Source organism: Armatimonadota bacterium, from assembly GCA_023511795.1.
Lineage (GTDB): Bacteria > Armatimonadota > UBA5829 > DTJY01 > DTJY01 > JAIMAU01.
Window position 1 is genome coordinate 16,055 of the sequence record JAIMAU010000019.1, and the last position, 21,128, is coordinate 37,182.

Sequence of the window (21,128 nt, forward strand, 5' to 3'; positions counted from 1 at the left end):
ATTATATCATGTGGCAAACAAGCTTGTAAAGCTAGGCAGTCTTCGAGTGTTTAGAGGAAAACATGCGCCTGTTGATGAACATTTCTATGCATTTTCAGGATTGTGCTGGCGGGGGTGTGATAGGGAACCAATGAGATTAGCAGTCGGGTTTCTGGTTGCAATTGTCTTTTCTTATCAACCTTTATTCGGTGCAGAGATTGGAGCACGGAGTGTGCCTCTAATAACAATCCCTTTTGTTGAGAAAGGTCCAGAACTTAAAGGATTACTTTCTGATCCTCTTTGGCAAAAAGGAGCAAAGCTGACGGGCTTCAAGAGTATTAAAGATGGCAAGCCCGTTGCTTTCGATACTACGGCATATATCCTTTATGACCCCTTAAATCTCTACATTGGAGTTCGATGCTCCGAACTTTACATTGACCAGGTCTTTGCTGAGATTAAGGAACATGACGGCGAAGTGTGGCGAGATGATTGTGTCGAAATACTTCTCGACACAAATCATGGGCACCGGACAGCTTATCACATCGCTGTGAACTCCAAAGGCGTTGTTTCGGACGCTCGCCGAATATTTGACGACCGCGCGGACACCAAGTGGGAGAGCGAATGCACAGTAAAAGCCGACTATGATAAGGGATTTTGGACGCTTGAGATAGCTATTCCCTTCAAGGCTTTGGGGGTGAGACCAGTAGCAGGCCTAATGTGGGGGTTGAACATATGCCGTGAGCGTATGGTGAGCCTGCGCGAGTATAGTGCGTGGGCTAACACTCCGGGCGGGTTTGTGCGGCCCGACAATTTTGGTCATGTGGTGCTGGGCGGCGATAGCTCAGGGATTAGGTTGGTGACATGGGGCAATTTGGATACTGATTTTCTCTACGGCGGCGAGAATGTTTTAAAATGTGAGATAACTAATCCCCGCAGTCAAGCTGAGTCTGCTACGGTAACCCTTGTATCTAAAATTGACGGAAAGACTAGCATTCTAGCGAAAGGTAGTATAACCATTCCGCCTGGTGCAACAAGAGAGCTGGCGCTTAAATACACCCCAGCTGGCGATCCCAAGGAGATTTTTGAACTTAGGGTTGACTTGAATGGCAGCCTGGCAATGTTGGCGACACACCCATCAACAGCTATCCCGCCAGCCCCTAGGGTTTGGCAAATGAATGATTCACTTTTTGAGCCTCTACTTTCAAAGACTCCGCCAGGTGAGCAGAAAAACGGTGCGATTTATTGGTTCCACAGCGGCAATGCGGCAGAGCTTCGTGCATTTGCAAAGGAATTCGGTGTCCGATATTCTTTGGAAGAGGCTTACAAGGAGCTTGCTGATTATAAACTAATGCCTATTGTCCAGCCGCATGCTGTAGCAGCGGAGCCTCTCAAAAGTATGGCAGCTAAGTATCATTTTAAGGTGCTAGTTGAGCCTGAATGGCGGGGAGCTGTAAACAAAGGCGCCCAAGCTATTGGGGGCAAGCCCTATATATTCGACCCAAAGAGCAAAGATGCCTACCTTGAGACTCTTAAGTCGTCCATCGAGCAGGCGCGCGAATATATATGGGGTGTGTATTCGTGGGATGAAATGCATGAGCAAGCTGTAGGGCAACCTCTGGAACTGAAACTGCAAATGCCGGATTCGTCGCTTGTCAAAGAGATAGATGAAGAGGTCAAGAAAAAGTTTGGCTATGGAAAGTTTGGCTTGCCAGATACGTCTAAGGAATCCGACCCCTTCTGTTGGATTGCCTACCGTAAATGGATAAATCACAAGCTGCTTGAGTGGCAAAAGGAGATATACGAAACAACTAAGAAACTTGCACCCGAAATCCAAGTTGTGTCTTTCGACCCCGTTGCCGGGCATAAGCCATATGAACTTGACGCAATTGGCCCATTTGTGGATATAGTGACACACCAACTCTATCCCTCTGGAAACCCCAACCGCCAGGAGTTCGGTTTTGTAACTAAGTTGGTAGCTGACCTAACTGGTAAGCCTGTATGGCCCTGCACCCATGTTGAAAACTATGCTTACTCTACAACCGCAGAGGAAACTCGTGAGTTGATGAGCCAGGTAATGCGCAATGGTGGCAAGGGATTTCACCTTTATATTCCTGATGTTCAGGGCGGGCGTGCACCAAGCGGAGATACTAAACTTTCAAAGTATGGATGTCCAGAGCGCTTCCGAGCAATAATGGAAATTGTGCGGATTGCTTCGGAAATGAACGAAGTGGCAGTTCCAAACGACCCAGACTGTGCCATCCTTTACTCAGAGGATCATTACCAGTCGTTTACTGCTCCAAGCCATGTATTTCCCAACGAGTCTGAGTATGCTTATACATTTCTCGGCCCAGTAGCAAGGACTTGGTTTAAGTTCATTAATGACAATATGGTTGCAGATGGTAGAGCTAATCTTAGGGCATGGAAAGCTGTCTTCATTCCAGGCGCGAAATATGAGCGAGCAGAAGTGGTGAAGGCACTTGCGGACTATGTCAGAGATGGCGGTGTATTGGTGTGTAGCGATCCGGAGGCATTTACGTGGGCTCCAGATGGAAGCAACCTGGCTGATTTGCGCAAAGAGTTGCTGGGTGTTGACATTGGCCCTAGTGTGGAGCAAACAGAGATTTTAATTACCGACGATACTTCGTACGCGCGGCTTAAAGGGCTCAAGCTTTCTGCGGGTGGCTTTGGATTCAAGCTGACCGTGGGTAATAACGTTAAGGTGGTGGCAACCTTTGCCGACGGAAGTCCGGCAATAATAGAGCACAAGTTTGGTAAAGGAAAGGTCATTGTTTTTGCGTCAAACCCATTTGCTGAAAAGACGGTTGGGGATCAGGCTTGGAAGGACTTCTTCAAGGCGCTTGCTGAGAATTTGGGACTAAAAACCGGTAGAGACATCTGGCGCTTTAAGTTTCCAGATATTAAGACAGTTTATCAGTCTGACCCTGAGGGCGTGTGTCTTACTGGTAATTATATAAGGTGGCAGCAAGAGCGACCGATTGATGTGAAAAATGCCGCAATCAAAGGAACCTATTCGTACATGGTGCCGCCTGACGAAGTTGCCGATGAGGCAGGTGAAATACTAATAGAGTTTGGCAAAGGCAATCTTACTGATAGACGCCTCGCCCCAATCCTTGCTAAGAAAGTTTTGCATCCAAGAAACTTTATCGTAACCTGGAGAAAAACTGACCAAACAGCGGTAACTTTTGATTTTGGAAAGCCGTTTTCGCTGAAAAGGTTGCACCTTTGGTACTCAGACCAGCTGCCAGAAATGGTCGTAGAAGGGAGTGAGGATGGCAAAAGCTGGTCTGCATTAGCATCAAACCCAAAGCAGAACCCAACAGAGGACGTATTGGACGTAAGTTTGGACCTGCTCTCCGATACACCTTATCGCTTTGTGCGGCTTTCATTTGGCAAGCGAGACCCCGGTGCAAAAATGACGCTAGTAGAGTGCGAAATATGGGCAAATCCAGAAAAAGACGGTTGAGGTCTTTAATAACAAGCAAAAAATAATTAGCTATAGGCATTATAAAGCAGGAATTCTGCTTCCAGCGCCTAAGAAGTTCTTGTTTGCTAAATCTGGATTCGTGGGTTTTTAAAAACACATGATATCGGGGCAGGTGAGCATGGAGGAGCGACAGGAGAAATTCAGCAGTAAAAAATATAGCTCTGAGCGAGTCTATGTTGAATGTAACTTTGCGGCAATTAATCCAGCGTGCATATGGCATGCGGTTAAAAAAGCGTCTTGGCAAGCTCGCATTCCCTTGTTAATTTTTATGATTAGGATAATTGTCTGCAGAATCCTCAATAAACAACTCTGGGTTCTTAAGTATACAGATGATAAGTTTTTATATAAAAGGGTAAACATCACCGAATTCGCAAATCTAATTCCTCGCCGTGCAAACGAAGTCTCGGGGAAATTAATGAAGCTGGGATTCAAACACTTGGAGGATTACGTATCAGGAGCAAGTGCTGGGAGTACGATATGCCGTTTGTATTCAAACCCTGCTATTGGGACATATGCGGTTTTAAGTGTATGCTGTTCAAAAGAGATGCGAGGTTATGTGGACCTTGAATACCGCAGTCTGTATAATAATGGGTGCCAAGTAGTTACCCTTGACGCTCCGCTTCCAGGGTGGCGGGGATATTCGCCTCTGCATATTCATGCCTACCCTGGATTTTCTGCAGAGCGCCTTCTGGAAAAACACTTAAAGCACAAGGATGATAAAGCTATTGAGGAATGGAAACCGCTGCCGAATGCTAATGCAAGCGAATATGTGGGCTTTTTAGAGTCGACTTTTACTAGCTTTATTGACTATCTAGAATCTAATGGATACGCTAGGCGCGTACGCCAAGAGTCTCATAGTAAACAATAGCGAGGAGGTAAGCTAATGCGAAAGATAAAGATTACGGCAGGCGCAGTTCAGGCTATGGCTGAATTGAATGATTCGGCGACCGCAAATGCAATCTGGGATGCGTTGCCCATAAGAGCACGAGCAAATAACTGGGGCGACGAAATTTATTTCGGCATTCCAGTTAACGTTGGTGAGGAAAACAGCAAAGAAGTTGTGGACTTGGGTGATATAGCATACTGGCCGCCTGGAAGCGCTTTCTGTATATTTTTTGGCCCGACTCCGGCGAGCAGGGGTTCTGAGATACGTCCTGCCAGCGCTGTGAATGTCGTGGGCAAAATTGAAGGTGATCCGAAGGTCTTTAAATCGGTGCGTTCAGGCGAGCAAGTTGTTATAGAGAAAGTTGAGGAATAAAAGTATACGTTGACTGCATGCGGACACCCCTGGTAGAATGACTGCATAAATGAACGCTCAAAGCGTCGATTTGGCAGGTTGTCTGAGGTGCCGCGGACTAGGATAATTGCCGCAATAGTTGTAAATTCTGTCCTATTTGTTTTACTTCAAGGGTGTTTACGTCAAACGCAAGATAACGGTACTGGTGGAAAGATTGTTATCACAGTTTGGCACCCTTGGGGTGGCACCCAAGCCGTCGCCTGCGAACAGGTAGTAAAGGCATTTGAAGCCACGCATCCTAAAATTGACGTTCGCCCGCTTTTCACTGTCAATGATCTTTCAAACAACCAGAAGTTCTTTACGTCGGTAGCCGCAAAAAAACCTCCGGACGTAACGTTTGTTGACGGCCCGCAAGTCGCGGAGTGGGCTGAGCAAGGCGCGTTGACACCGCTTGACGATTTTATTAAATCTGCGGGTATTAAACCAGACGACTATTTTAAGCCATGCTGGTTGCAGAATAAATACAAAGGTAGGATTTGGGCGCTAACATACTGTGCAGACCCAAATTTTGCCTTTGTTTGGAACAAAGCTCATTTTCGTGAAGTCGGACTCGACCCTGAAAGGCCGCCAGAAACCATCGAAGAGCTAGACCGCTATGTAGAGAAGCTGACGAAGTGGCGAGGGTTTTCGAAAGGAAGAAAGCTTGTTCGGATAGGAATTATCCCCTGGTCGCAGTACGGCGCGGCAAATTCAATGTTTACATGGGGATGGGCATTTGGTGCGTCATTTTATGATCCCAAAACTAACACCATCACCGCCGATAACGAGAAAGCTGTAAAAGCCCTGGAATGGATGTGTTCTTATGCCCACAAGTATGATGTGAATAAGATCTCGAGCTTAGAAGCAGGTTTCGGTTCAGCCGAAATGAACCCATTTTATGTAGGGAAGTATTCTATGGCTTGCCTACATATATCGGGTGTCGAGGAGATAAAGAAGTATGCACCGAACCTTGACTATGGACTTGGATACATTCCCGCTCCGCCCGACGGCGAGAAACACAGCTCTTGGGTAGGCGGTTGGTGTGTGGCGATTCCAAAAGGCTGTCGGCATCCTAAAGAAGCTTGGGAATTCATCAGGTGGACATGCGCAGACGCTGAGGGTACAAGGATTGTAGGGGAAAAAACAGGGCTATTCCCTGGTTATCGGAAGTCGCCTTATTTTGCAAAGGTTCGCGGGAAGCCCCAGTATGGCATGTTTCTCAAGATACTTGAGGAATGCCGCCATCAAAGGCCTGTTATGCCCGCGCAGGCATATTATATGGGTGCTTTGCAAAGAGCCGTGGACGCAGCAATATATGGTCGAAAGTCGCCCAAGCAGGCACTTCGTGATGCTCGAATTGAAACTCAGCGCGAGCTCGACCTCGTGATGGGTAAAGAAAAATAAACGGAGAAGGCAAATGATAGATCCAAAACTTCTGGAGATACTTGCATGCCCGGCGTGCGACGAACGTCCGCCAGTTGAGCTAAAGGATGACAAGTTGGTTTGCACAAAGTGCGGACGAAAATATCCAATAGAAAATGGCATTCCTGTAATGCTTGTCGAAAAAGCAACCTTTGAGGAGTAGAAAAATGTTGAAGTTTCATATCATACATGGGCCGAATCTTAATCTTTTAGGAGTCCGGGAGCCCGAAATTTACGGTTCGCTCACCTTGGAACAAATCAACGAGCAGATAAGGGCACACGCAAGAGAGGTCGGCGTCCACGTTGAAATCAACCAGTTTAACTCCGAGGGTGATATCGTGGAGGCGATCCAAAAATCACTTGATTGGGCGGATGCAATCGTGATTAACCCGGGCGCCTATACCCACTACAGTATAGCGGTGCGCGATGCAATTGCAGCGGCGAAAATTCCAACCATTGAGGTACACCTTTCGAACATTCACGGCCGTGAGAAGTTTCGCCAGATATCCGTTACAGCGCCGGTGTGTGTTGGGCAAATCTCAGGGTTCGGAGCAATGAGCTACATCTTAGCGCTTGACGCGGCAAAATCGCTAGTTGAAAAGAGATAGATTGGTGGGTCGTTCATGTCTAAACGGTTGGAGCGGCTTAGAAATGAGCTTATGGCGGCCGGAGTTGACGCTTTCCTCGTCTCGCAAATTGAAAATGTACGCTACCTAAGTGGATTTACCGGCTCATTTGCGTTTTTGGTTATTACTCTCCAGGATGCTTATTTTCTAACCGACGCCCGCTATATAGAGCAGGTGTCTCAGGAGTGTCAGGGATATGTTATTGAGGAGTTCCAGGGGGGTTGGACCAAAAAAGCTTCCGAATTAATTAAAACTCTTGGGGTTCACAAAGTTGGCTTCGAGTCGGCGCACCTTAGCTACAATGCATGGAACGCACTTAGGGAACAGCTGGAAAAAATCGAGCTTATTGCATTAGATGACATCATCGGCAGACTTCGCACTGTAAAAGACGAGGAAGAGATTTTAGCGATTAGGGAGGCTGCGAATATCGCCGACTTGGCTTTTAAATACATCAAAGGGCTTCTAAAGCCCGGCATCTCGGAGAAGGAAATTGCAATTGAGATAGACTTCTTCATTCGAAAAAATGGCGCCGAAAGGGAGGCATTCGAAACCCTGGTAGCTTCAGGCCCCAGGTCTGCCCTCCCACACGGCAAACCAACAGACAAGATTGTCTCGGAAGGCGAACTATTGTTACTCGATTTTGGCGCAAGATGGCAAGGCTATCATTCGGATATAACTCGCACCGTCGTCATTGGGCAAATGCATCCAAAGCAGATAGAGATTCATGAGATCGTTCTCGAAGCCCAGGCTAGGGCTATAAAAGCCATACGTCCAGGATTGCCGGGGGGAGATATTGACAAAATCGCAAGGGACTACATCACTGAAAAAGGATATGGTGAGTATTTCGGCCATGGCTTGGGACACGGAATTGGGCTTGCTGTGCATGATGGCGTGAATGGAGGTAGAATTCTGGGCAGGGGGAGCAAAATCATACTAGATGCTGGCATGGTTGTTACGGTTGAGCCTGGGATTTATATCCCAGGCTGGGGGGGAGTTAGAATAGAAGATGATGTTTTGGTAACAAAGTCGGGTGCCGAAGTTCTTACGCATTCCTCACGAGACCTTAGTATTTTTGCAAAGTAGCTTTGATTACTTTTGCGGAAAGGAGCTTAGCATGTTCAAAGAAATTCTTGTGCCATTGGATGGTTCGGAATTGGCGGAGAAGGCAATCCCTTATGCGGTTGAATTGGCTAAAAAATTCGATTCGAGGATTACCTTATTAAGCGTAATCGAACCGGTTGCAATTTATTCACAGCCCGGCATTGTTGGACCGGTCGTGAATGTGGTTCTTGAGCCAGAAGCGGAAGCCCAAGAAGTCCATAAATACTTAGATAAAATATCAACAAACATTAAGGATGAGGGTATCAATGTCCGCAAAATAGTGAGGCAGGGGGATGCCGCAGGGCAGATATGTGATTTTTCTAAGGAAGCGGGCATAGAGCTCATTGTTATGTCTACGCATGGGCGTTCTGGGTTCCAGCGTTGGGTTTATGGAAGTGTTGCCGATAAGGTACTCCGAGGCGCAGAAGCACCTGTATTGCTTGTACGTGCAAGGCCAAAGGAAGCAGAGAAGTAAAAAAAAAGAAAGCCTTTAAAATATGGAGATTAGCCACACAATCCTTAGTATAATCCTAATCCTAATTGCTGCCAAAGTTTTCGGGGAACTTGCCGAACGAATAAATCAGCCGCCAGTGCTTGGCGAGCTGATTGCTGGCGTAATCCTTGGAAGTAGCTTATTGGGGTGGATCAAAGAAGATGATGTTCTTGTAACCTTAGCTGAAGTCGGGGCAATACTCCTCCTTTTCGAAGTTGGCTTAGAAAGCGATCTGGAAGAGTTCCTGCGAGTCGGTTGGTCTGCGTTTCTTGTAGCAGTGATTGGGGTAGCGGGCCCATTCGCAGTAGGATACTTCGCCTCAATCATGCTTGGGCTTTCCACGTACGTAGCAATTTATATAGGCGCAACCCTGACCGCCACAAGTGTAGGTATAACAGCAAGGACTCTCACCGACCTTGGGAGATTACAAACACCCGAGGCAAAAATCATCCTGGGGGCCGCCGTTATAGACGACGTCCTTGGGCTTATTATCCTTGCCATTGTAGCAGGTCTTGTTGTGACTGGCACTCTTTCGACACTAATGGTTGTAAAGGTGACGGGCCTCGCAATTGTTTTCCTGGTCGGTGCAATAGTTTTGGGTGTGCCTGTTGCGCCTCACCTGCTTAAAATAGCTCAGAGGATGCGGACTCGGGGTATTCTGACAATAAGCGCTTTTGTATTTTGCTTATTCTTGGCGTTTACTGCTGAAAGTCTACAGCTAGCCGGAATTGTGGGCGCTTTCGCCGCGGGTTTAGTGCTTGCGAGGACCGAGGAACTAGCTCATATCCAAGAAAGGATAAAGCCACTTGCGGATATCTTCATCCCTGTGTTCTTTGTCATGCTTGGAGTTAAGGTACGCTTACAGGATATTAATCCTTTTAATCCTGAAAATAACCAAATCGCTATGCTTGCCCTCTTGCTTATCGTGATTGCAGCGTTAATGAAGTTATTTGCTGGGTTGGGTGTCGTTCGCTCAAGTGCCAGCCGCCTAATTGTCGGAATTGGGATGATTCCTCGCGGAGAGGTTGGCCTTATATTTGCCAAAATGGGAATAGATCGCGGCGTTTTGAACTCTGGCGAGTATGCGGCTATCGTTGCAGTAGTAGTTGCCACGACATTCATGACACCATTTTTACTCAAGCTTGCATTCCAACGCATTGCAAAGAAACTCCAAAAAACCTCCTCACATAGCCTAGATGTAACCAATGCATAAGTTGTCCAAGCTATTAGCAATATTGGGCTGAATTTGTCGGAATTATGACGGTACTTTAAGTCACGGCTTGACTTTTTGACAAAAGTGTGATATACTTGCCATGGGAGCAGAGGGTCAGGAGGCCCACGGACACTTTGCAAGAAAAGCCGTTGGGAGACCATGACACAAGCTTCGCATGCTGCCCGGGACCTCAGCATCCAGAAGCAAGAAAAGGGCTGGCTAATGCGACGTGAAATTATCCTGATCTTAGTTTGGCTACTTTCTACGATCTCGCTCCAAAAGATCGCTGCAGGCACTAATGTAGCATACACCAAGCGCTTCCTCCATGGAGTTCCAGTTCATGTGGTGAGTGCCAACTTGAACAGCCCCAATATACGAATCAGTGCCGCGATGTCGAAACGTGGCATTGGCACAACTGAGGGCTTTGGCTCAATGCTTTCTCGACTCCAACCTACTGCCGCAATTACGGGTACGTATTTCTGCACAAGGACTCTATTCCCAGTTGGCAATATAGTTATTGATGGCAGGTTGGTTGCACTTGGGCACGTTGGCACCGGAATATGCTTCACTCCAGATAACAAAGTGGAGTTCAAGCGGGCAAAATCCCTTGGCGATAACCAATGGGCGGCATATTCTACTCTAATTTGCGCAGGTCCAAGGCTAGTAACTAATGGCATTGCCGGCGTATATCCCCGTGCGGAAGGGTTCCGCGATAGGCGGCTTTACACCAAGAGCCCACGTTCAGCGATTGGAATCACAAATGCCAACAAGCTTCTCCTCGTGGTGGTAAGCAAGCCCATATATCTTAGCACCCTTGCAAAAATTATGAGGGAGCTTGGCGCGGTAAATGCAATCAACCTTGATGGAGGCGGTTCGACAGCTCTCTACTATGAAGGCAAAGTCCTCAGACATCCAATCCGCCAACTTACTAACCTTATTGTAGTCTATGAATCGCCTGAGCGGTTTGCAAGAATCAAAAGCCAACTTGCACCGACTCCGACAGTTGCTGCCCGTCGCACAAAGGCCCAGCTTCCGTCCGCGACAACGGAGCCAGCAGCCGTGCCAAAGCCAATTCGAACGCTTACAATGCCTTTTGCGACTGTATCTTTCGCAGAAATCTCAATGGATAATGGGATAGCTCAAAAGCTAACTTCCTGTGAAATTGAGCATTCTTTGACAGCCGGCGATGTTGTAAGTGTGGAAAAAGATTTGGCAGTGATTCCTGAGTCGCCGTGGCTTGCTGGGAGTACAGCTAGCAGTCGAAAGCGAGAGCTTCGAGGTCCAACGCACAATCATGCCTTGGGCGGCTAATAGTAGAGCATTTCTCCTCTTGCGCTGATTCCAATTTCTTCGCTATTATTTAACCACAATGGAGTATGAAAGCAAACTCAGTCGGCTCATCAGCATTTTGGGTATTGCGTTTGGTGCCTTAGCTACTATAAGTATTGGCGTTTATCTAGTAGCAACAATTAATCCAAGAATACCTGGCAAGACTGTTATTCGTTGGGTAGTAGACCCAAATCCAATCCGCAAGGAACAAATCAAGCTTTTTGAGTCAAAATATAGGAACATTCACGTAATCAATGATCCCGGGGCTGAGCCCCAGCGACTTCTGACACAACTTGCTGGCGGCGTCCCGCCCGACGTAATGGCGCTCTACAATCCGCAGACCATTCGACTTTTTGCAAAAAATGATGTTCTTCTAGACCTGCGGCCTTATGTAAAAAAATACAAGCTTCCGATAGAAAAGCTATATCCTGGTCTTAAACCTTATATTTATTACGAGAACAAAATCGTTGGTGTGCCTGAGAACTGCGGGCCATATGTGCTTTTCTACAATAAGAGAATGTTTCGGGAGGCTGGGATTCCTTACCCCAAGCCTGATTGGACTTGGGATGAATGTCTAGAGGTGGCGAAGAAGCTTACAAAATATCAAGTAGTCGGCGGTCGAAAGGTGCCCATTCAGAAAGGAATTTACGTTGGCACACATGATTGGTGGTTTTTCATTTGGATGTATGGTGGCCATCTTTACAGTCCGGATGGTAAGAGATGCATAATGAACGATGAGAAGGTAAAGAAGGGCATTCGATTCTGGGCCGACTTAAGGCTTAAGCACCATGTAACGCCGACGCCGAGCGAAGCGCAGAGCATGGCGCCTACCGGTGGATGGGGCACCGACGCACTCTTGTTCCGCGAGTCGAAGGTGGCGATGATGGTATCCGGAAGGTGGTTATGCATACAATACAGGGAGCAAAAGGACCTAGAGTGGGACGTGACGAGCGTGCCGCACGGCCCAAACAGGGTAACACTTCTGGCTAGCAAGTGTTACTCAATCCCGAAGACCAGCCGCCATAGGCATGAGGCGCTGATATTTATAAAGCATCTGCTCAGCAAGGAAAATCAACTTTTGGTGGCAAACTACGGCGATGGGATACCAACGCTTCAAGACCCAGAGATTGAAAAGGCATTTGCGTATAACCCAAAATATCCGAACGAGCGGAACAATCTGCTTCACATTCAGGAGATGAAATATGCGCGGGTTTCCGAAAGCTCGCCCTATATCAACGTATTGGACCAGGATGCAATAATGGCGCGGGAGTTCGACAAAATGTGGCTTGGCGAACAGAGTCCCGATAAGACATGCGACGAAATTGCTCGGCAGATAAACGCAGTCATAAGGCGCAACCTAGCGAACCCAAATTTTCTGGATTAGTTCGTACAAGTCGAAGGGTTTATTAAATCAATGAGACGTTTATCTTACAAGACGAAAGAGGCATTGGCTGCATACGCTTTTCTTGCTCCCAATTTCCTAGGCTTCTTGGCGTTCACGAGCATTCCAGTTGTGGTTTCTTTTGTTATGGCTTTCACCCATTGGAATATCTTCAAGCAGCCGTTTTGGGTTGGGCTAGAAAATTTCAAAAACCTGCTGTGGTTTCATCGAGAGGGAGGCCGCCTTGTGCCGAACGACCCATTCTTTTGGCAGTACGTCTACAATACTGTCTACCTTATGGCAGGGATTCCGATTGGCATGGCAGGCAGCCTGATTGTGGCGCTGATGATGAATCAGCGGATGCGGGGAATCGTTGTGTTTCGTACGATTTATTTTCTGCCGACTGTATGCTCGGGCGTCGCTCTATTGATACTGTGGAAGTACCTTTATAATAGCGATATTGGTCTAATCAACAAAACCATACGCCTTGTGGGCGCGTTCATTTTCGCAAAAAAGCCTGTTGCAATTGGCGCAACGGTATTTGCGGCGCTCATTTTTGGCGTCGTTGTAATTGGATTAATAGCGGCTTTGTTGGCGTTCTTGCAGTGGCTTTCCGAGAAAATTCGGTTTACCTGGCCCGAAGGTTTGTTTCGAGCGCTAATGTTTGCATCTGGGGCGTGCATTTTCATTCTTATCGGTATATATGGCAGGGCATTCTATAATGCGCTCAGCATGTTTTTTGCCGAACCGCCAGATTGGCTGGGGACAGTTCAATGGGCAAAGCCATCTTTGATTCTAATGAGCCTTTGGGGTGGTCTTGGCGGGTACAACATGATTCTTTATCTTGCCGCGCTTCAGGGGGTGCCAAGCTCGTATTATGAGGCGGCTGAGATAGACGGTGCTGGTCCATGGCAGAAGTTTTGGGCGGTCACTTGGCCAATGATTAGCCCAACTACATTTTTTATTTTAGTGATGAGCATTATTGGCGGATTCCAAGGTGGATTCATGATTGCAAACGTCATGACGGGCGGTGGGCCAGCTGGGAGCACCACTACTATTGAGTATTATCTTTACCAAACCGCATTTGAGAAGTTCAATATGGGCTATGCATGCTCGATAGCTTGGTTCTTGTTTGCCGTGATACTTGTGATAACTCTTCTCACATGGAAGCTTGGCGGAAAAGTGGTGACCTATGAATAGGGTAGGTTTGGGTATAAAAGTTGGCTTTTACATCGTTTTGAGCATTGGCGCAATAACAATGATTATTCCATTTCTTTGGATGGTTTTTACTTCTATCAAACAGCCTCACGAGGTATTTTCCGCTACCGGTGCGATTAAATTCCTTCCTGAGCATTTTTTCTGGCGGGATACAGTTATAAATGGTGAGAAAATTCGTGCGTGGTGGGGCAATTATCCTGATGCTTGGAGGGAGATCAACTTTTTCAGGCTTTACTTGTCAAGCATATTTGTAGCGGTAGTTGGAACATTTGGCCAGGTGCTGACAAGTTCGATGGCGGCTTATGCATTCGCTAGGCTGAGCTTCCCTGGACGTGATAAGCTCTTTTTTGGATATCTTGCAACGATGATGATACCGAGTTCTGTGACAATGATTCCGGTTTTTGTGATAATGAAGCACTTAGGTTGGATCAACACATATCAAGCGCTCATCATCCCGGGGTTGTTTAGTGCGTATGGGACATTCATGCTCAGGCAATTCTTTATGGGTCTTCCGGTGGAGCTTGAAGATGCAGCGAAGATTGACGGTTCGGGTTATATTGGGATATGGTCGGGGATTATTCTGCCGCTTGCCAAGCCGGCGTTGGCGACATTGACGACGTTCACTTTCATGGGATTTTGGGGAAGTTACATGTGGCCTTTGGTTGTAACAGTAACCGAGGCACCGAGGACGCTTCCGATTGGACTGCGTTATTTTGTTGGCCAGCATGCGACGAATTACACTCAGCTCATGGCTGCTTCTGTGATTGCGCTCATCCCGGTGTTGCTTCTTTTTGTTTTCAATCAGAGATACTTTGTAGAGGGAATCAAGCTCCAGGGGCTGAAAGGCTGATTGGCAGAGGCGGGAAGAGCCTTTTGGATTCAGCAAATGTTTAATTTCGGGGATGCCACGTCATACTTCTTACTATCCAGGTTGCCAACCCAGTCATACCCGAAGGTTATCTGCGCCTGCCCAGGATATGTCACCGCCACAAGCCGGCTGTTTTCGTCGTATGAGTAGTACGTCGTGCCATTGGAATCCACCATCCTAAGCGGATTCCCTGACCCGTCCCGCTCAACTTTGTCGTTACATCATTTCTTTTTCTTCAATTTTCTTATAAGTTGCTTGCATTCAGTGCTGAGAATCTCCTTGTCCCACAACTCAATCAGTCTGTATGAATCCCGCAAATCTTCCTGCAACATATCCTTCTCCATCTTGGCAATTGCTGACTTGTCCTTCAGCTTTTTAATTTGTTCTACATGACGTTTTCCCTTGTCAACCACTGGGGTTATGTGTCTATCAACGAATCTCCTTGCAGCCTTCGAGCATGAAGTCGCAGCACGCGCGCTATCCATGTCGCCAAGTGCTTCTAGTTCCTTTGCTACCAATTTCCAGGTACAGAGCCACAATGCGGTGCCATTGATTATTTCTAAAGTATTTGGCACCTGAGCGTGTACTATTTGTCGTGCAATGTCCAAGTTGACTAGAAGCACCTGCAAGGCTAATGTTTGCTTCCCAGTCCGGCTGAGCTCAGCCGCATGCTCCCTATTCCTTCTGTAGATCTCTCGTAGCGTCCACATTGCAGGCATGACTTGGCTGGCATAATAATGAGTAAAAGCGTCATAATCCCTATATGCAGATTCAGGTCTAAGACGAAGCTCGCGCGTGCTAAGCTTACGAACCAACGCTATCCCTTCCTCAATCCGCCCAGCCTTATATAGCTCCAATGCACGTGTGTAATCCTGCATCACCGGGTTAAGGTGTCTTACGCTATCCCGTTTGCAGCCACGGTTATCTCCCTGCTTGTCTACTTTTACGCCATTGTTACGACAGCCACTCCAAAACAGCAAGACGACCGCTAGCAGCAAAAATACCGTAGACCAACTTCGTTTTTTCATTTTTTCGCATCCGTATAAAGATACACACTTTTCGTAGCAATTCTCCTGTTGATTGTAGCATTTGGTTTGTCCTCCTGATTGCCATCCTTCGATTAGCATACAGCAAGCATATTTAACATCACAGCAATCCTGACACTGAGTTGTATCATTTTGAGGCCTGTCGCATGCAGTCGTACCTGCGCCGTCGCAGGTCGGGCTTTCAGGGAAGATTGTACAGAAATACTTTAAGCAGGTCTCTTTGAGCAATCCTTTCCCTACGCATTTGACCTTGTATCCGGTTGGATCAGAGTATACAAGGGGTTCATTGAGAGCGTAAGCGTAGATAGATAGCACCTGCTTTATAGCATCCCTCTGCCCGAACCTTCCAACCTCCGGGTCGTAGAAGCGGATGCCGAGTTGTAACAAGGGCAAGTTGGCATCCTGGACGTGAGTATAATACCCCAACTGCCCTACGAATTGGTAGGGCTGGTCAGTGGAGCCTGTATGCTCGATATGCTCCATGAGCTCCCCCCAGGCATCGTATGTGTACTCATCTGTGATGTTGCCATCACTGTCAGTAAGCAGTCTTGTCGACCCAAGTGCGCCGAAGTGATAGTACCTCATCTCTCCGGCGCCCGTCAGTCGCGCAATTAGCTCGCCTCCTGGCTCTCGAATGTAGTATGCCGACCCACCAAAACCTACCTTTTTGCATTCTAGCCTTAAGCAGGTAATCTGTCAATAGCTGAGTACCTAATAGCAGTTTTTTAAAGTTTTAACTAATGTAGAGCCGAACCCTTTGTGCTAGCTTTGATTTTTCCTTGCCGGTACTTCTGTCTACAGCACTTGCCGTTGCCGTGCGGTCTCTCGGGGCTCGAAGATGCCGCGGAGGTTGAAAGGTCAGGGGATATGGCCTGGAGTCATTCTGCCTCTCAGCAAGCCGTAGCTTACTATGCCTTCGCTTTTTTATACAGCATTATGAAAATCGCATGCTTTATTTCTTAGCGTCTAAATTTACGATTGCAGAAGTTCTCGTTGGCGACAACCCCTTTTTAGCCCCAAAGTTTCCTGTCTAGACTGCGATATTGAACAGCTTCTGCAACATGTGCCAGTGCAATGTTTTCAACACCTTCTAGGTCTGCAATCGTCCGAGCGAGTTTGAGAATTCGATCGTAGGCGCGCGCTGAGAGGTTGAGCTGGTTGATAGCTGTCCGCAGGAGGTCTTTTACATCATCTTTTGGGGTGCAAAACTTCCGTATTTGTTTGCCATTCATTTGGGCGTTGCAAAATGTGCCTTTCCCATCGTTTGAAAATCTCTTCCTTTGAATTTCTCGGGCGCGCTCTACCCTGGCACGGATTGTTGCTGAGCTTTCGCCGGTCGGGTGGTTCATTAGTTCTTGGTCTTTTAAACGTGGCACCTCGATATGAATGTCTATTCGGTCGAGCAATGGCCCTGAGATCCGTTGAAGGTACTTATTGATTATCCCTGGATTGCAAGTACAAGCTCTAGTTGGGTCCGAGTAAAAGCCGCAAGGGCAGGGGTTCATGGCTGCGACAAGCATAAACCTCGCCGGATAGGTGAGAGAGCCGGCTACTCTGCTGATGGTCACAGTTCCATCTTCCAGCGGTTGGCGAAGGGTTTCTAGCACGTCTCGACGGAACTCAGGCAATTCGTCAAGGAATAGGACACCATGATGCGCAAGGCTCACTTCTCCAGGCACAGGGTATGAGCCGCCGCCACTCAGTCCAGCGTTCGATATTGTGTGGTGTGGGGCTCGAAAAGGACGGGTTGTTATTAAAGCTGATTGTGAATCCATTCGTCCGCTTACGCTGAAAAGCTTTGTGGTCTCGAGCGCCTCATCCAGAGTCATTGGGGGCAGAATTGTTGGAATTCGACGGGCTAGCATGGTCTTGCCGCTCCCCGGAGGTCCAATCATTAGAATATTATGTCCGCCAGCAGCGGCGACTTCCAGCGCTCGTTTTACGTGTTCCTGGCCTTTTACATCGGAGAAATCTATATCAAATCCAGGTTGGTCGAGCATGAACTTGGAGGGGTCTAGTTTCACAGGGTCAAATGACCTGCTGCCGTCCATGAATTGGAGCACGTCGATTAGGGAATTAACGGGGTAAACTTCTAGCCCTTCAACGACAGCTGCCTCGTAAGTGTTTGCTTCGGGAACAATCATGTACTTTTTCTTAGCTTCTTTCGCCGCCAAAGCCATTGGCAAGACGCCGTGAACAGATCGCACAAGGCCATCCAGCGAGAGCTCGCCCACGACCATCATGTCTGGAAGCGATTCCAACGATACTTGTCCGCTTGCAGCGAGGATTCCGATGGCAATTGGGAGATCATAAATCGGGCCAACCTTTTTGATGTCTGCCGGTGCAAGGTTGATAGTGACGCGCTTGTTCCAAGGAAAATCATAGCCAGTATTTCGGACGGCAGCGCGAACACGCTCGCGAGATTCTTGGACAGCGGCGTCAGGGAGGCCGACAATGGTGAAAGAGGGACTTCCCATGGCAACGTCCACTTCGACTTCGACAACGTAGGCATCTACTCCAAGTATTGCACTTGAATCTACTCGAACGAGCATGGGTGACCTCCGGCATAGAAATTAAGAAGCCTGCCCTCAAAATGGCAAGTCTTAATGGCAAGAATTATGGATTACTCCTCAGGCAAGGAAACAGTTGGGGCATTATAGCAGTATATGGTAGAGCGTTGCAATGGCAAAATTCCAAAAATATCTGCAATTTATTGTTTTGTCTCATGGCATTGAGAGAAAAATAGGCGTATAATTAAGAACAAAGTTTTCGGTAGTTTTGTTCGGAGGTTAACGTGCAAAACGCAGATGGAGTAATAATTAAAAATGTCACAGGGCTGTTTGCTGAAAAGAAAACAGATTCGGAACAGGTAACCCAGGCTATAATGGGACAGCCGGTGAAAATTGAGAAGGATGAAGGCGATTGGCTTTGGGTCCAAACGTGGGATACCTACCATGGTTGGGTGCAAAGCCGATGGGTCAGTCGGAATATCCCGAACCCTTCGCGCATGGCAATCGTGACTTCGCTTTTTACTAATGCGCTCAAAGAGCCAGCCCCGGATGCCGAAATTTGGACAATTTTGGTGATTACTACCAGCCTCGAACTCCTGGGAATCGAGGAAAAATTTGTGCGGGTTCGTCTCCCCAACGGCGCTCAGGCATGGGTAAATGCCAAAGATATCGAGATACGTCCGGCGGGCGAACAACCGCTACCCATCGGGCCCATCGGCCAGGATTTGGTGCGCACAGCAAAGCGTTTTCTGGGTGTGCCTTACCTGTGGGGAGGCACTAGCCCATTCGGCATTGATTGCTCAGGGTTTGTGCAGCTTGTCTACCGCTTGAATGGCATCAAGCTTCTTCGAGATGCTCATATGCAGGCGGAGGATCCAAGGGCGATTCCTATTGAAAAGACCGACCTCCAACCAGGAGATTTGGTATTCTTCGCCGGAGGACAGGATAAATCAAGAATCACTCATGTGGGAATGGCGTGCGGCGATGGCACGTTCATTCATTCATCGGGCGGGGCAGTCGGTGTAACGATAAACAACTTATCCGACCATCCCTACGACCAAAACTATTGGGGTGCACGGCGAATGCCTGGAAATTAGGCCACTGGCTACTGTACAGTTGCCGCCAAGTCTGCGCCTTTTAAAAGCGCCTGTTTGTTCAACGGAATGAACTTATGTCTATGAGGAGGCAGCACCTGGGCTAGCGAATCAATAAGCGAGTCTAAGGAAACAACTTTAGTCAGCGCCGCATAGGCTCCAAGCATAATCATATTTGCCACGCGAATGTTTCCTAACTCTTCTGCGCGAACGTTGGCGTCGATGGCAAAGACTTTGCAGTCACCGCGAACTATCGAGAGGTCAATTAGCGATCTGTTGACCAATAATAGCCCCCCCGGCTTGACGCATGGTTGGAACTTGCTGAAGAGGAACTGGTGCATTCCAATAAGGGTATCGGGATGTGCAGAAATAGGTGAGCCAATTTCCTCAGATGAAATAATAACAGTGCAGTCGGCAGTACCTCCTCGGGCTTCTGGTCCATAAGATGGAAACCAAACGACCTCTAGGCCTTCAGTCATACCTGCGTGGGCGAGAAGCTGCCCCATTATCATAATCCCCTGGCCCCCGGTCCCCGCCATGATTACTTCTTCATGCATTTCTTGCCTCCCAAACGCGCCGCCCGGTTAATGAATGCGGTTTCTTAGCAAAAAGTCAAGATTGGAGTGAAGCCATTTTTACTTGCCTTAGGCACCGCCAGTAGCCCTGAGTCGGAAGTGGCAAGTACAACGTTGGCTTTTGCTTTATTGTAGGATAAATACTGAGAAGCAGTCAAACAAGATAAATATCGGCATTGATTTTCTTTGTCGGAAGTGGTATAATTAGCGTAGTCGGGGTGTAGCGCAGTTTGGTTAGCGCGCGTGTTTTGGGAACACGAGGTCGCCGGTTCGAGTCCGGCCACCCCGACCAGTCATCACAATCCGGCCAGTCCTTCTCGAGATTTCCAGACGGTTCGACAAGTCTACGGACCCTCCACTGTTCTTGCACGATTCTGCCTGTCATTTCATTCCAACTCCAAGTCAATGAAGGGCTTAGCCTCTTGTGCGCGTCTTATGCAGTGGTGAAAGCCAATATTCTAATTGCTTGTCCCAGGCACTGCAACAGATGAAATTTGGCTGTGTTGGACAGTAGTGCGTTGTGGGGCAGATATCCTACTTCTAGCACTCTTCGGTTGAGAGATGAAATGTCAATTATTGGCTTCCTCAGACAGCTTTCCTAAGACAGCTCACTTATTTGCAGGAATCTTCAGTCTCTGCGCTGAACACACTAAAAGGGGCTACTCTCAGAACGGGGGGATGGTAGTTGCTTAAGGCTCAGATCTTTCACGCTAACTCAGTTGACAAGCTTCCGAAAATCCACGAACAGATCAATAGTTTTGTGGCTCAGCTTGCTGAAGACGCAATCGTCAGCATAAATACCACTGAGTTTGGACCAGCAGGTGTACACGATTTCTATAGTTATACGGTTCTGATTGTCTACAAGAATCACGAGTAGACTATCGTCGAGTTACACGACGGCATAGCAACGGTGTAATCAGATTAGCGCTTGGTGTGGTGATAAAGGACTACTTGCCGCACAAAGCTCTGTATATGGCACTGACCTTCTTGACATAGTTCTGTGTCTCACGGTACGGCGGCACCCCATTATACTTGCGTACTGCGCCTGGGCCAGCGTTGTATGCCGATAGTGCCAATGCTAGATCCCCGTACTTCGCCAAGTGGCCGCTGATCAACTTTATAGAGCCTTCGATGTTTTGCACGGGATCATAAGCGTTTATCACGCCTAAACCGCGAGCTGTCCCGGGCATCAGTTGGCCAATTCCCATGGCTCCGCACCGGGACGTCGCAGCTGGATTAAAGCCAGATTCAACGAGGAAAATCGCGACCACAAGTCTGGGATCTACCCCATATTTCTCACTGAATGCCAGAATACTAGTTGTGATTGTATCCAATTGCGACTGTGACAGCCTAGGATTGAACCTTGCTATTGCCCGGCGATAGGGATCGAGCACCTCCATTGCGCGGCTGGAAAGGTTGATACCGCGAGTCTGACGCGTTGCCAGATAACTTTTTGGGTCCTTGGGTGAAGTATGAGGTTTCTCTTCTTGTT

20 protein-coding genes and 1 tRNA gene are annotated in these 21,128 nt (G+C 47.8%); 16 read left to right on the forward strand and 5 right to left on the reverse strand.

Translation table 11 applies throughout. The features are described from left to right. The first annotated feature begins 10 nt into the window (after nt 1–10). The 13 genes from K6T99_11470 (at nt 11) to K6T99_11530 (ending at nt 14,393) form a co-directional block, all read left to right on the forward strand. Nucleotides 11–3,463: a beta-galactosidase trimerization domain-containing protein gene (locus tag K6T99_11470; GenBank protein MCL6520438.1), complete on the forward strand. Its 3,453-nt coding sequence runs from the start codon at nt 11–13 to the stop codon at nt 3,461–3,463. A 139-nt stretch (nt 3,464–3,602) separates the two neighbouring features. Continuing rightward, nucleotides 3,603–4,352 (forward strand): hypothetical protein, encoded by a 750-nt coding sequence (locus K6T99_11475; GenBank protein ID MCL6520439.1) that lies wholly within the window; start codon nt 3,603–3,605, stop codon nt 4,350–4,352. A gap of 15 nt (nt 4,353–4,367) precedes the next feature. Continuing rightward, the gene (locus K6T99_11480; GenBank protein MCL6520440.1) at nt 4,368–4,742 is read left to right on the forward strand and encodes a hypothetical protein; all 375 of its coding nucleotides are present in this window, start codon (nt 4,368–4,370) and stop codon (nt 4,740–4,742) included. 87 nt (nt 4,743–4,829) lie between these two features. After that, nucleotides 4,830–6,164, forward strand: coding sequence for an ABC transporter substrate-binding protein (locus tag K6T99_11485; protein ID MCL6520441.1), 1,335 nt, complete (start codon nt 4,830–4,832; stop codon nt 6,162–6,164). Between the two features lie 13 nt (nt 6,165–6,177). Then, nucleotides 6,178–6,345, forward strand: coding sequence for a Trm112 family protein (locus tag K6T99_11490; GenBank protein MCL6520442.1), 168 nt, complete (start codon nt 6,178–6,180; stop codon nt 6,343–6,345). Nucleotides 6,346–6,349: 4 nt separating this feature from the next. Then, nucleotides 6,350–6,790, forward strand: coding sequence for a type II 3-dehydroquinate dehydratase (gene aroQ, locus K6T99_11495; GenBank protein MCL6520443.1), 441 nt, complete (start codon nt 6,350–6,352; stop codon nt 6,788–6,790). A 15-nt stretch (nt 6,791–6,805) separates the two neighbouring features. Then, nucleotides 6,806–7,891, forward strand: coding sequence for a Xaa-Pro peptidase family protein (locus tag K6T99_11500; protein MCL6520444.1), 1,086 nt, complete (start codon nt 6,806–6,808; stop codon nt 7,889–7,891). A 31-nt stretch (nt 7,892–7,922) separates the two neighbouring features. Then, nucleotides 7,923–8,384 (forward strand): universal stress protein, encoded by a 462-nt coding sequence (locus K6T99_11505; protein MCL6520445.1) that lies wholly within the window; start codon nt 7,923–7,925, stop codon nt 8,382–8,384. A gap of 22 nt (nt 8,385–8,406) precedes the next feature. Next, the gene (locus tag K6T99_11510; GenBank protein MCL6520446.1) at nt 8,407–9,615 is read left to right on the forward strand and encodes a cation:proton antiporter; all 1,209 of its coding nucleotides are present in this window, start codon (nt 8,407–8,409) and stop codon (nt 9,613–9,615) included. Between the two features lie 222 nt (nt 9,616–9,837). After that, the gene (locus tag K6T99_11515) at nt 9,838–10,926 is read left to right on the forward strand and encodes a phosphodiester glycosidase family protein (protein ID MCL6520447.1); all 1,089 of its coding nucleotides are present in this window, start codon (nt 9,838–9,840) and stop codon (nt 10,924–10,926) included. Nucleotides 10,927–10,984: 58 nt separating this feature from the next. After that, on the forward strand, nt 10,985–12,328 hold the full coding sequence (locus tag K6T99_11520; GenBank protein ID MCL6520448.1) for a sugar ABC transporter substrate-binding protein: 1,344 nt from the start codon (nt 10,985–10,987) through the stop codon (nt 12,326–12,328). 30 nt (nt 12,329–12,358) lie between these two features. Next, entirely contained in the window at nt 12,359–13,525 is a 1,167-nt protein-coding gene (locus K6T99_11525; protein MCL6520449.1) for a sugar ABC transporter permease, read from the forward strand. Further along, entirely contained in the window at nt 13,518–14,393 is an 876-nt protein-coding gene (locus K6T99_11530; GenBank protein MCL6520450.1) for a carbohydrate ABC transporter permease, read from the forward strand. The genes K6T99_11525 and K6T99_11530 overlap by 8 nt, the downstream gene beginning before the upstream one ends. A 29-nt stretch (nt 14,394–14,422) precedes the next feature. Here the strand turns inward: K6T99_11530 and K6T99_11535 are convergent, their stop codons facing one another. The 3 genes from K6T99_11535 to K6T99_11545 form a co-directional block, all read right to left on the reverse strand. After that, on the reverse strand, nt 14,423–14,587 hold the full coding sequence (locus K6T99_11535) for a hypothetical protein (protein ID MCL6520451.1): 165 nt from the start codon (nt 14,585–14,587) through the stop codon (nt 14,423–14,425). Nucleotides 14,588–14,632: 45 nt separating this feature from the next. Beyond that, a complete protein-coding gene (locus K6T99_11540) occupies nt 14,633–16,042 on the reverse strand; it encodes a hypothetical protein (GenBank protein MCL6520452.1) in 1,410 nt (469 codons plus the stop codon). Nucleotides 16,043–16,467: 425 nt separating this feature from the next. Next, nucleotides 16,468–18,009, reverse strand: a complete 1,542-nt coding sequence (locus K6T99_11545; protein ID MCL6520453.1) for a YifB family Mg chelatase-like AAA ATPase — start codon at nt 18,007–18,009, stop codon at nt 16,468–16,470. Nucleotides 18,010–18,251: 242 nt separating this feature from the next. On the opposite strand from K6T99_11545, the gene K6T99_11550 reads away from it, so the two are divergent. Further along, a complete protein-coding gene (locus K6T99_11550; protein ID MCL6520454.1) occupies nt 18,252–19,064 on the forward strand; it encodes a C40 family peptidase in 813 nt (270 codons plus the stop codon). A gap of 8 nt (nt 19,065–19,072) precedes the next feature. Here K6T99_11550 and K6T99_11555 read toward each other — a convergent pair whose 3' ends face one another. Continuing rightward, nucleotides 19,073–19,618, reverse strand: coding sequence for a 2-oxoacid:acceptor oxidoreductase family protein (locus K6T99_11555; GenBank protein MCL6520455.1), 546 nt, complete (start codon nt 19,616–19,618; stop codon nt 19,073–19,075). A gap of 232 nt (nt 19,619–19,850) precedes the next feature. On the opposite strand from K6T99_11555, the gene K6T99_11560 reads away from it, so the two are divergent. After that, a tRNA-Pro gene (locus K6T99_11560) sits at nt 19,851–19,928 on the forward strand. A gap of 393 nt (nt 19,929–20,321) precedes the next feature. Continuing rightward, a complete protein-coding gene (locus tag K6T99_11565; GenBank protein MCL6520456.1) occupies nt 20,322–20,513 on the forward strand; it encodes a hypothetical protein in 192 nt (63 codons plus the stop codon). A 70-nt stretch (nt 20,514–20,583) separates the two neighbouring features. Here K6T99_11565 and K6T99_11570 read toward each other — a convergent pair. After that, on the reverse strand, nt 20,584–21,128 hold a 545-nt coding region (locus K6T99_11570), incomplete at its 5' end, for a lytic transglycosylase domain-containing protein (protein MCL6520457.1).

Coding starts and splice junctions, on each gene's coding strand:
- K6T99_11475 (MCL6520439.1), top strand. CDS start 3,603: ATGGAGGAGCGACAGGAGAAATTCAGCAGTAAAAAATATAGCTCTGAG.
- K6T99_11480 (MCL6520440.1), top strand. CDS start 4,368: ATGCGAAAGATAAAGATTACGGCAGGCGCAGTTCAGGCTATGGCTGAA.
- K6T99_11490 (MCL6520442.1), top strand. CDS start 6,178: ATGATAGATCCAAAACTTCTGGAGATACTTGCATGCCCGGCGTGCGAC.
- aroQ (MCL6520443.1), top strand. CDS start 6,350: ATGTTGAAGTTTCATATCATACATGGGCCGAATCTTAATCTTTTAGGA.
- K6T99_11500 (MCL6520444.1), top strand. CDS start 6,806: ATGTCTAAACGGTTGGAGCGGCTTAGAAATGAGCTTATGGCGGCCGGA.
- K6T99_11505 (MCL6520445.1), top strand. CDS start 7,923: ATGTTCAAAGAAATTCTTGTGCCATTGGATGGTTCGGAATTGGCGGAG.
- K6T99_11510 (MCL6520446.1), top strand. CDS start 8,407: ATGGAGATTAGCCACACAATCCTTAGTATAATCCTAATCCTAATTGCT.
- K6T99_11515 (MCL6520447.1), top strand. CDS start 9,838: ATGCGACGTGAAATTATCCTGATCTTAGTTTGGCTACTTTCTACGATC.
- K6T99_11520 (MCL6520448.1), top strand. CDS start 10,985: ATGGAGTATGAAAGCAAACTCAGTCGGCTCATCAGCATTTTGGGTATT.
- K6T99_11525 (MCL6520449.1), top strand. CDS start 12,359: ATGAGACGTTTATCTTACAAGACGAAAGAGGCATTGGCTGCATACGCT.
- K6T99_11530 (MCL6520450.1), top strand. CDS start 13,518: ATGAATAGGGTAGGTTTGGGTATAAAAGTTGGCTTTTACATCGTTTTG.
- K6T99_11535 (MCL6520451.1), bottom strand. CDS start 14,587: ATGGTGGATTCCAATGGCACGACGTACTACTCATACGACGAAAACAGC.
- K6T99_11540 (MCL6520452.1), bottom strand. CDS start 16,042: ATGAGGTACTATCACTTCGGCGCACTTGGGTCGACAAGACTGCTTACT.
- K6T99_11545 (MCL6520453.1), bottom strand. CDS start 18,009: ATGCTCGTTCGAGTAGATTCAAGTGCAATACTTGGAGTAGATGCCTAC.
- K6T99_11555 (MCL6520455.1), bottom strand. CDS start 19,618: ATGCATGAAGAAGTAATCATGGCGGGGACCGGGGGCCAGGGGATTATG.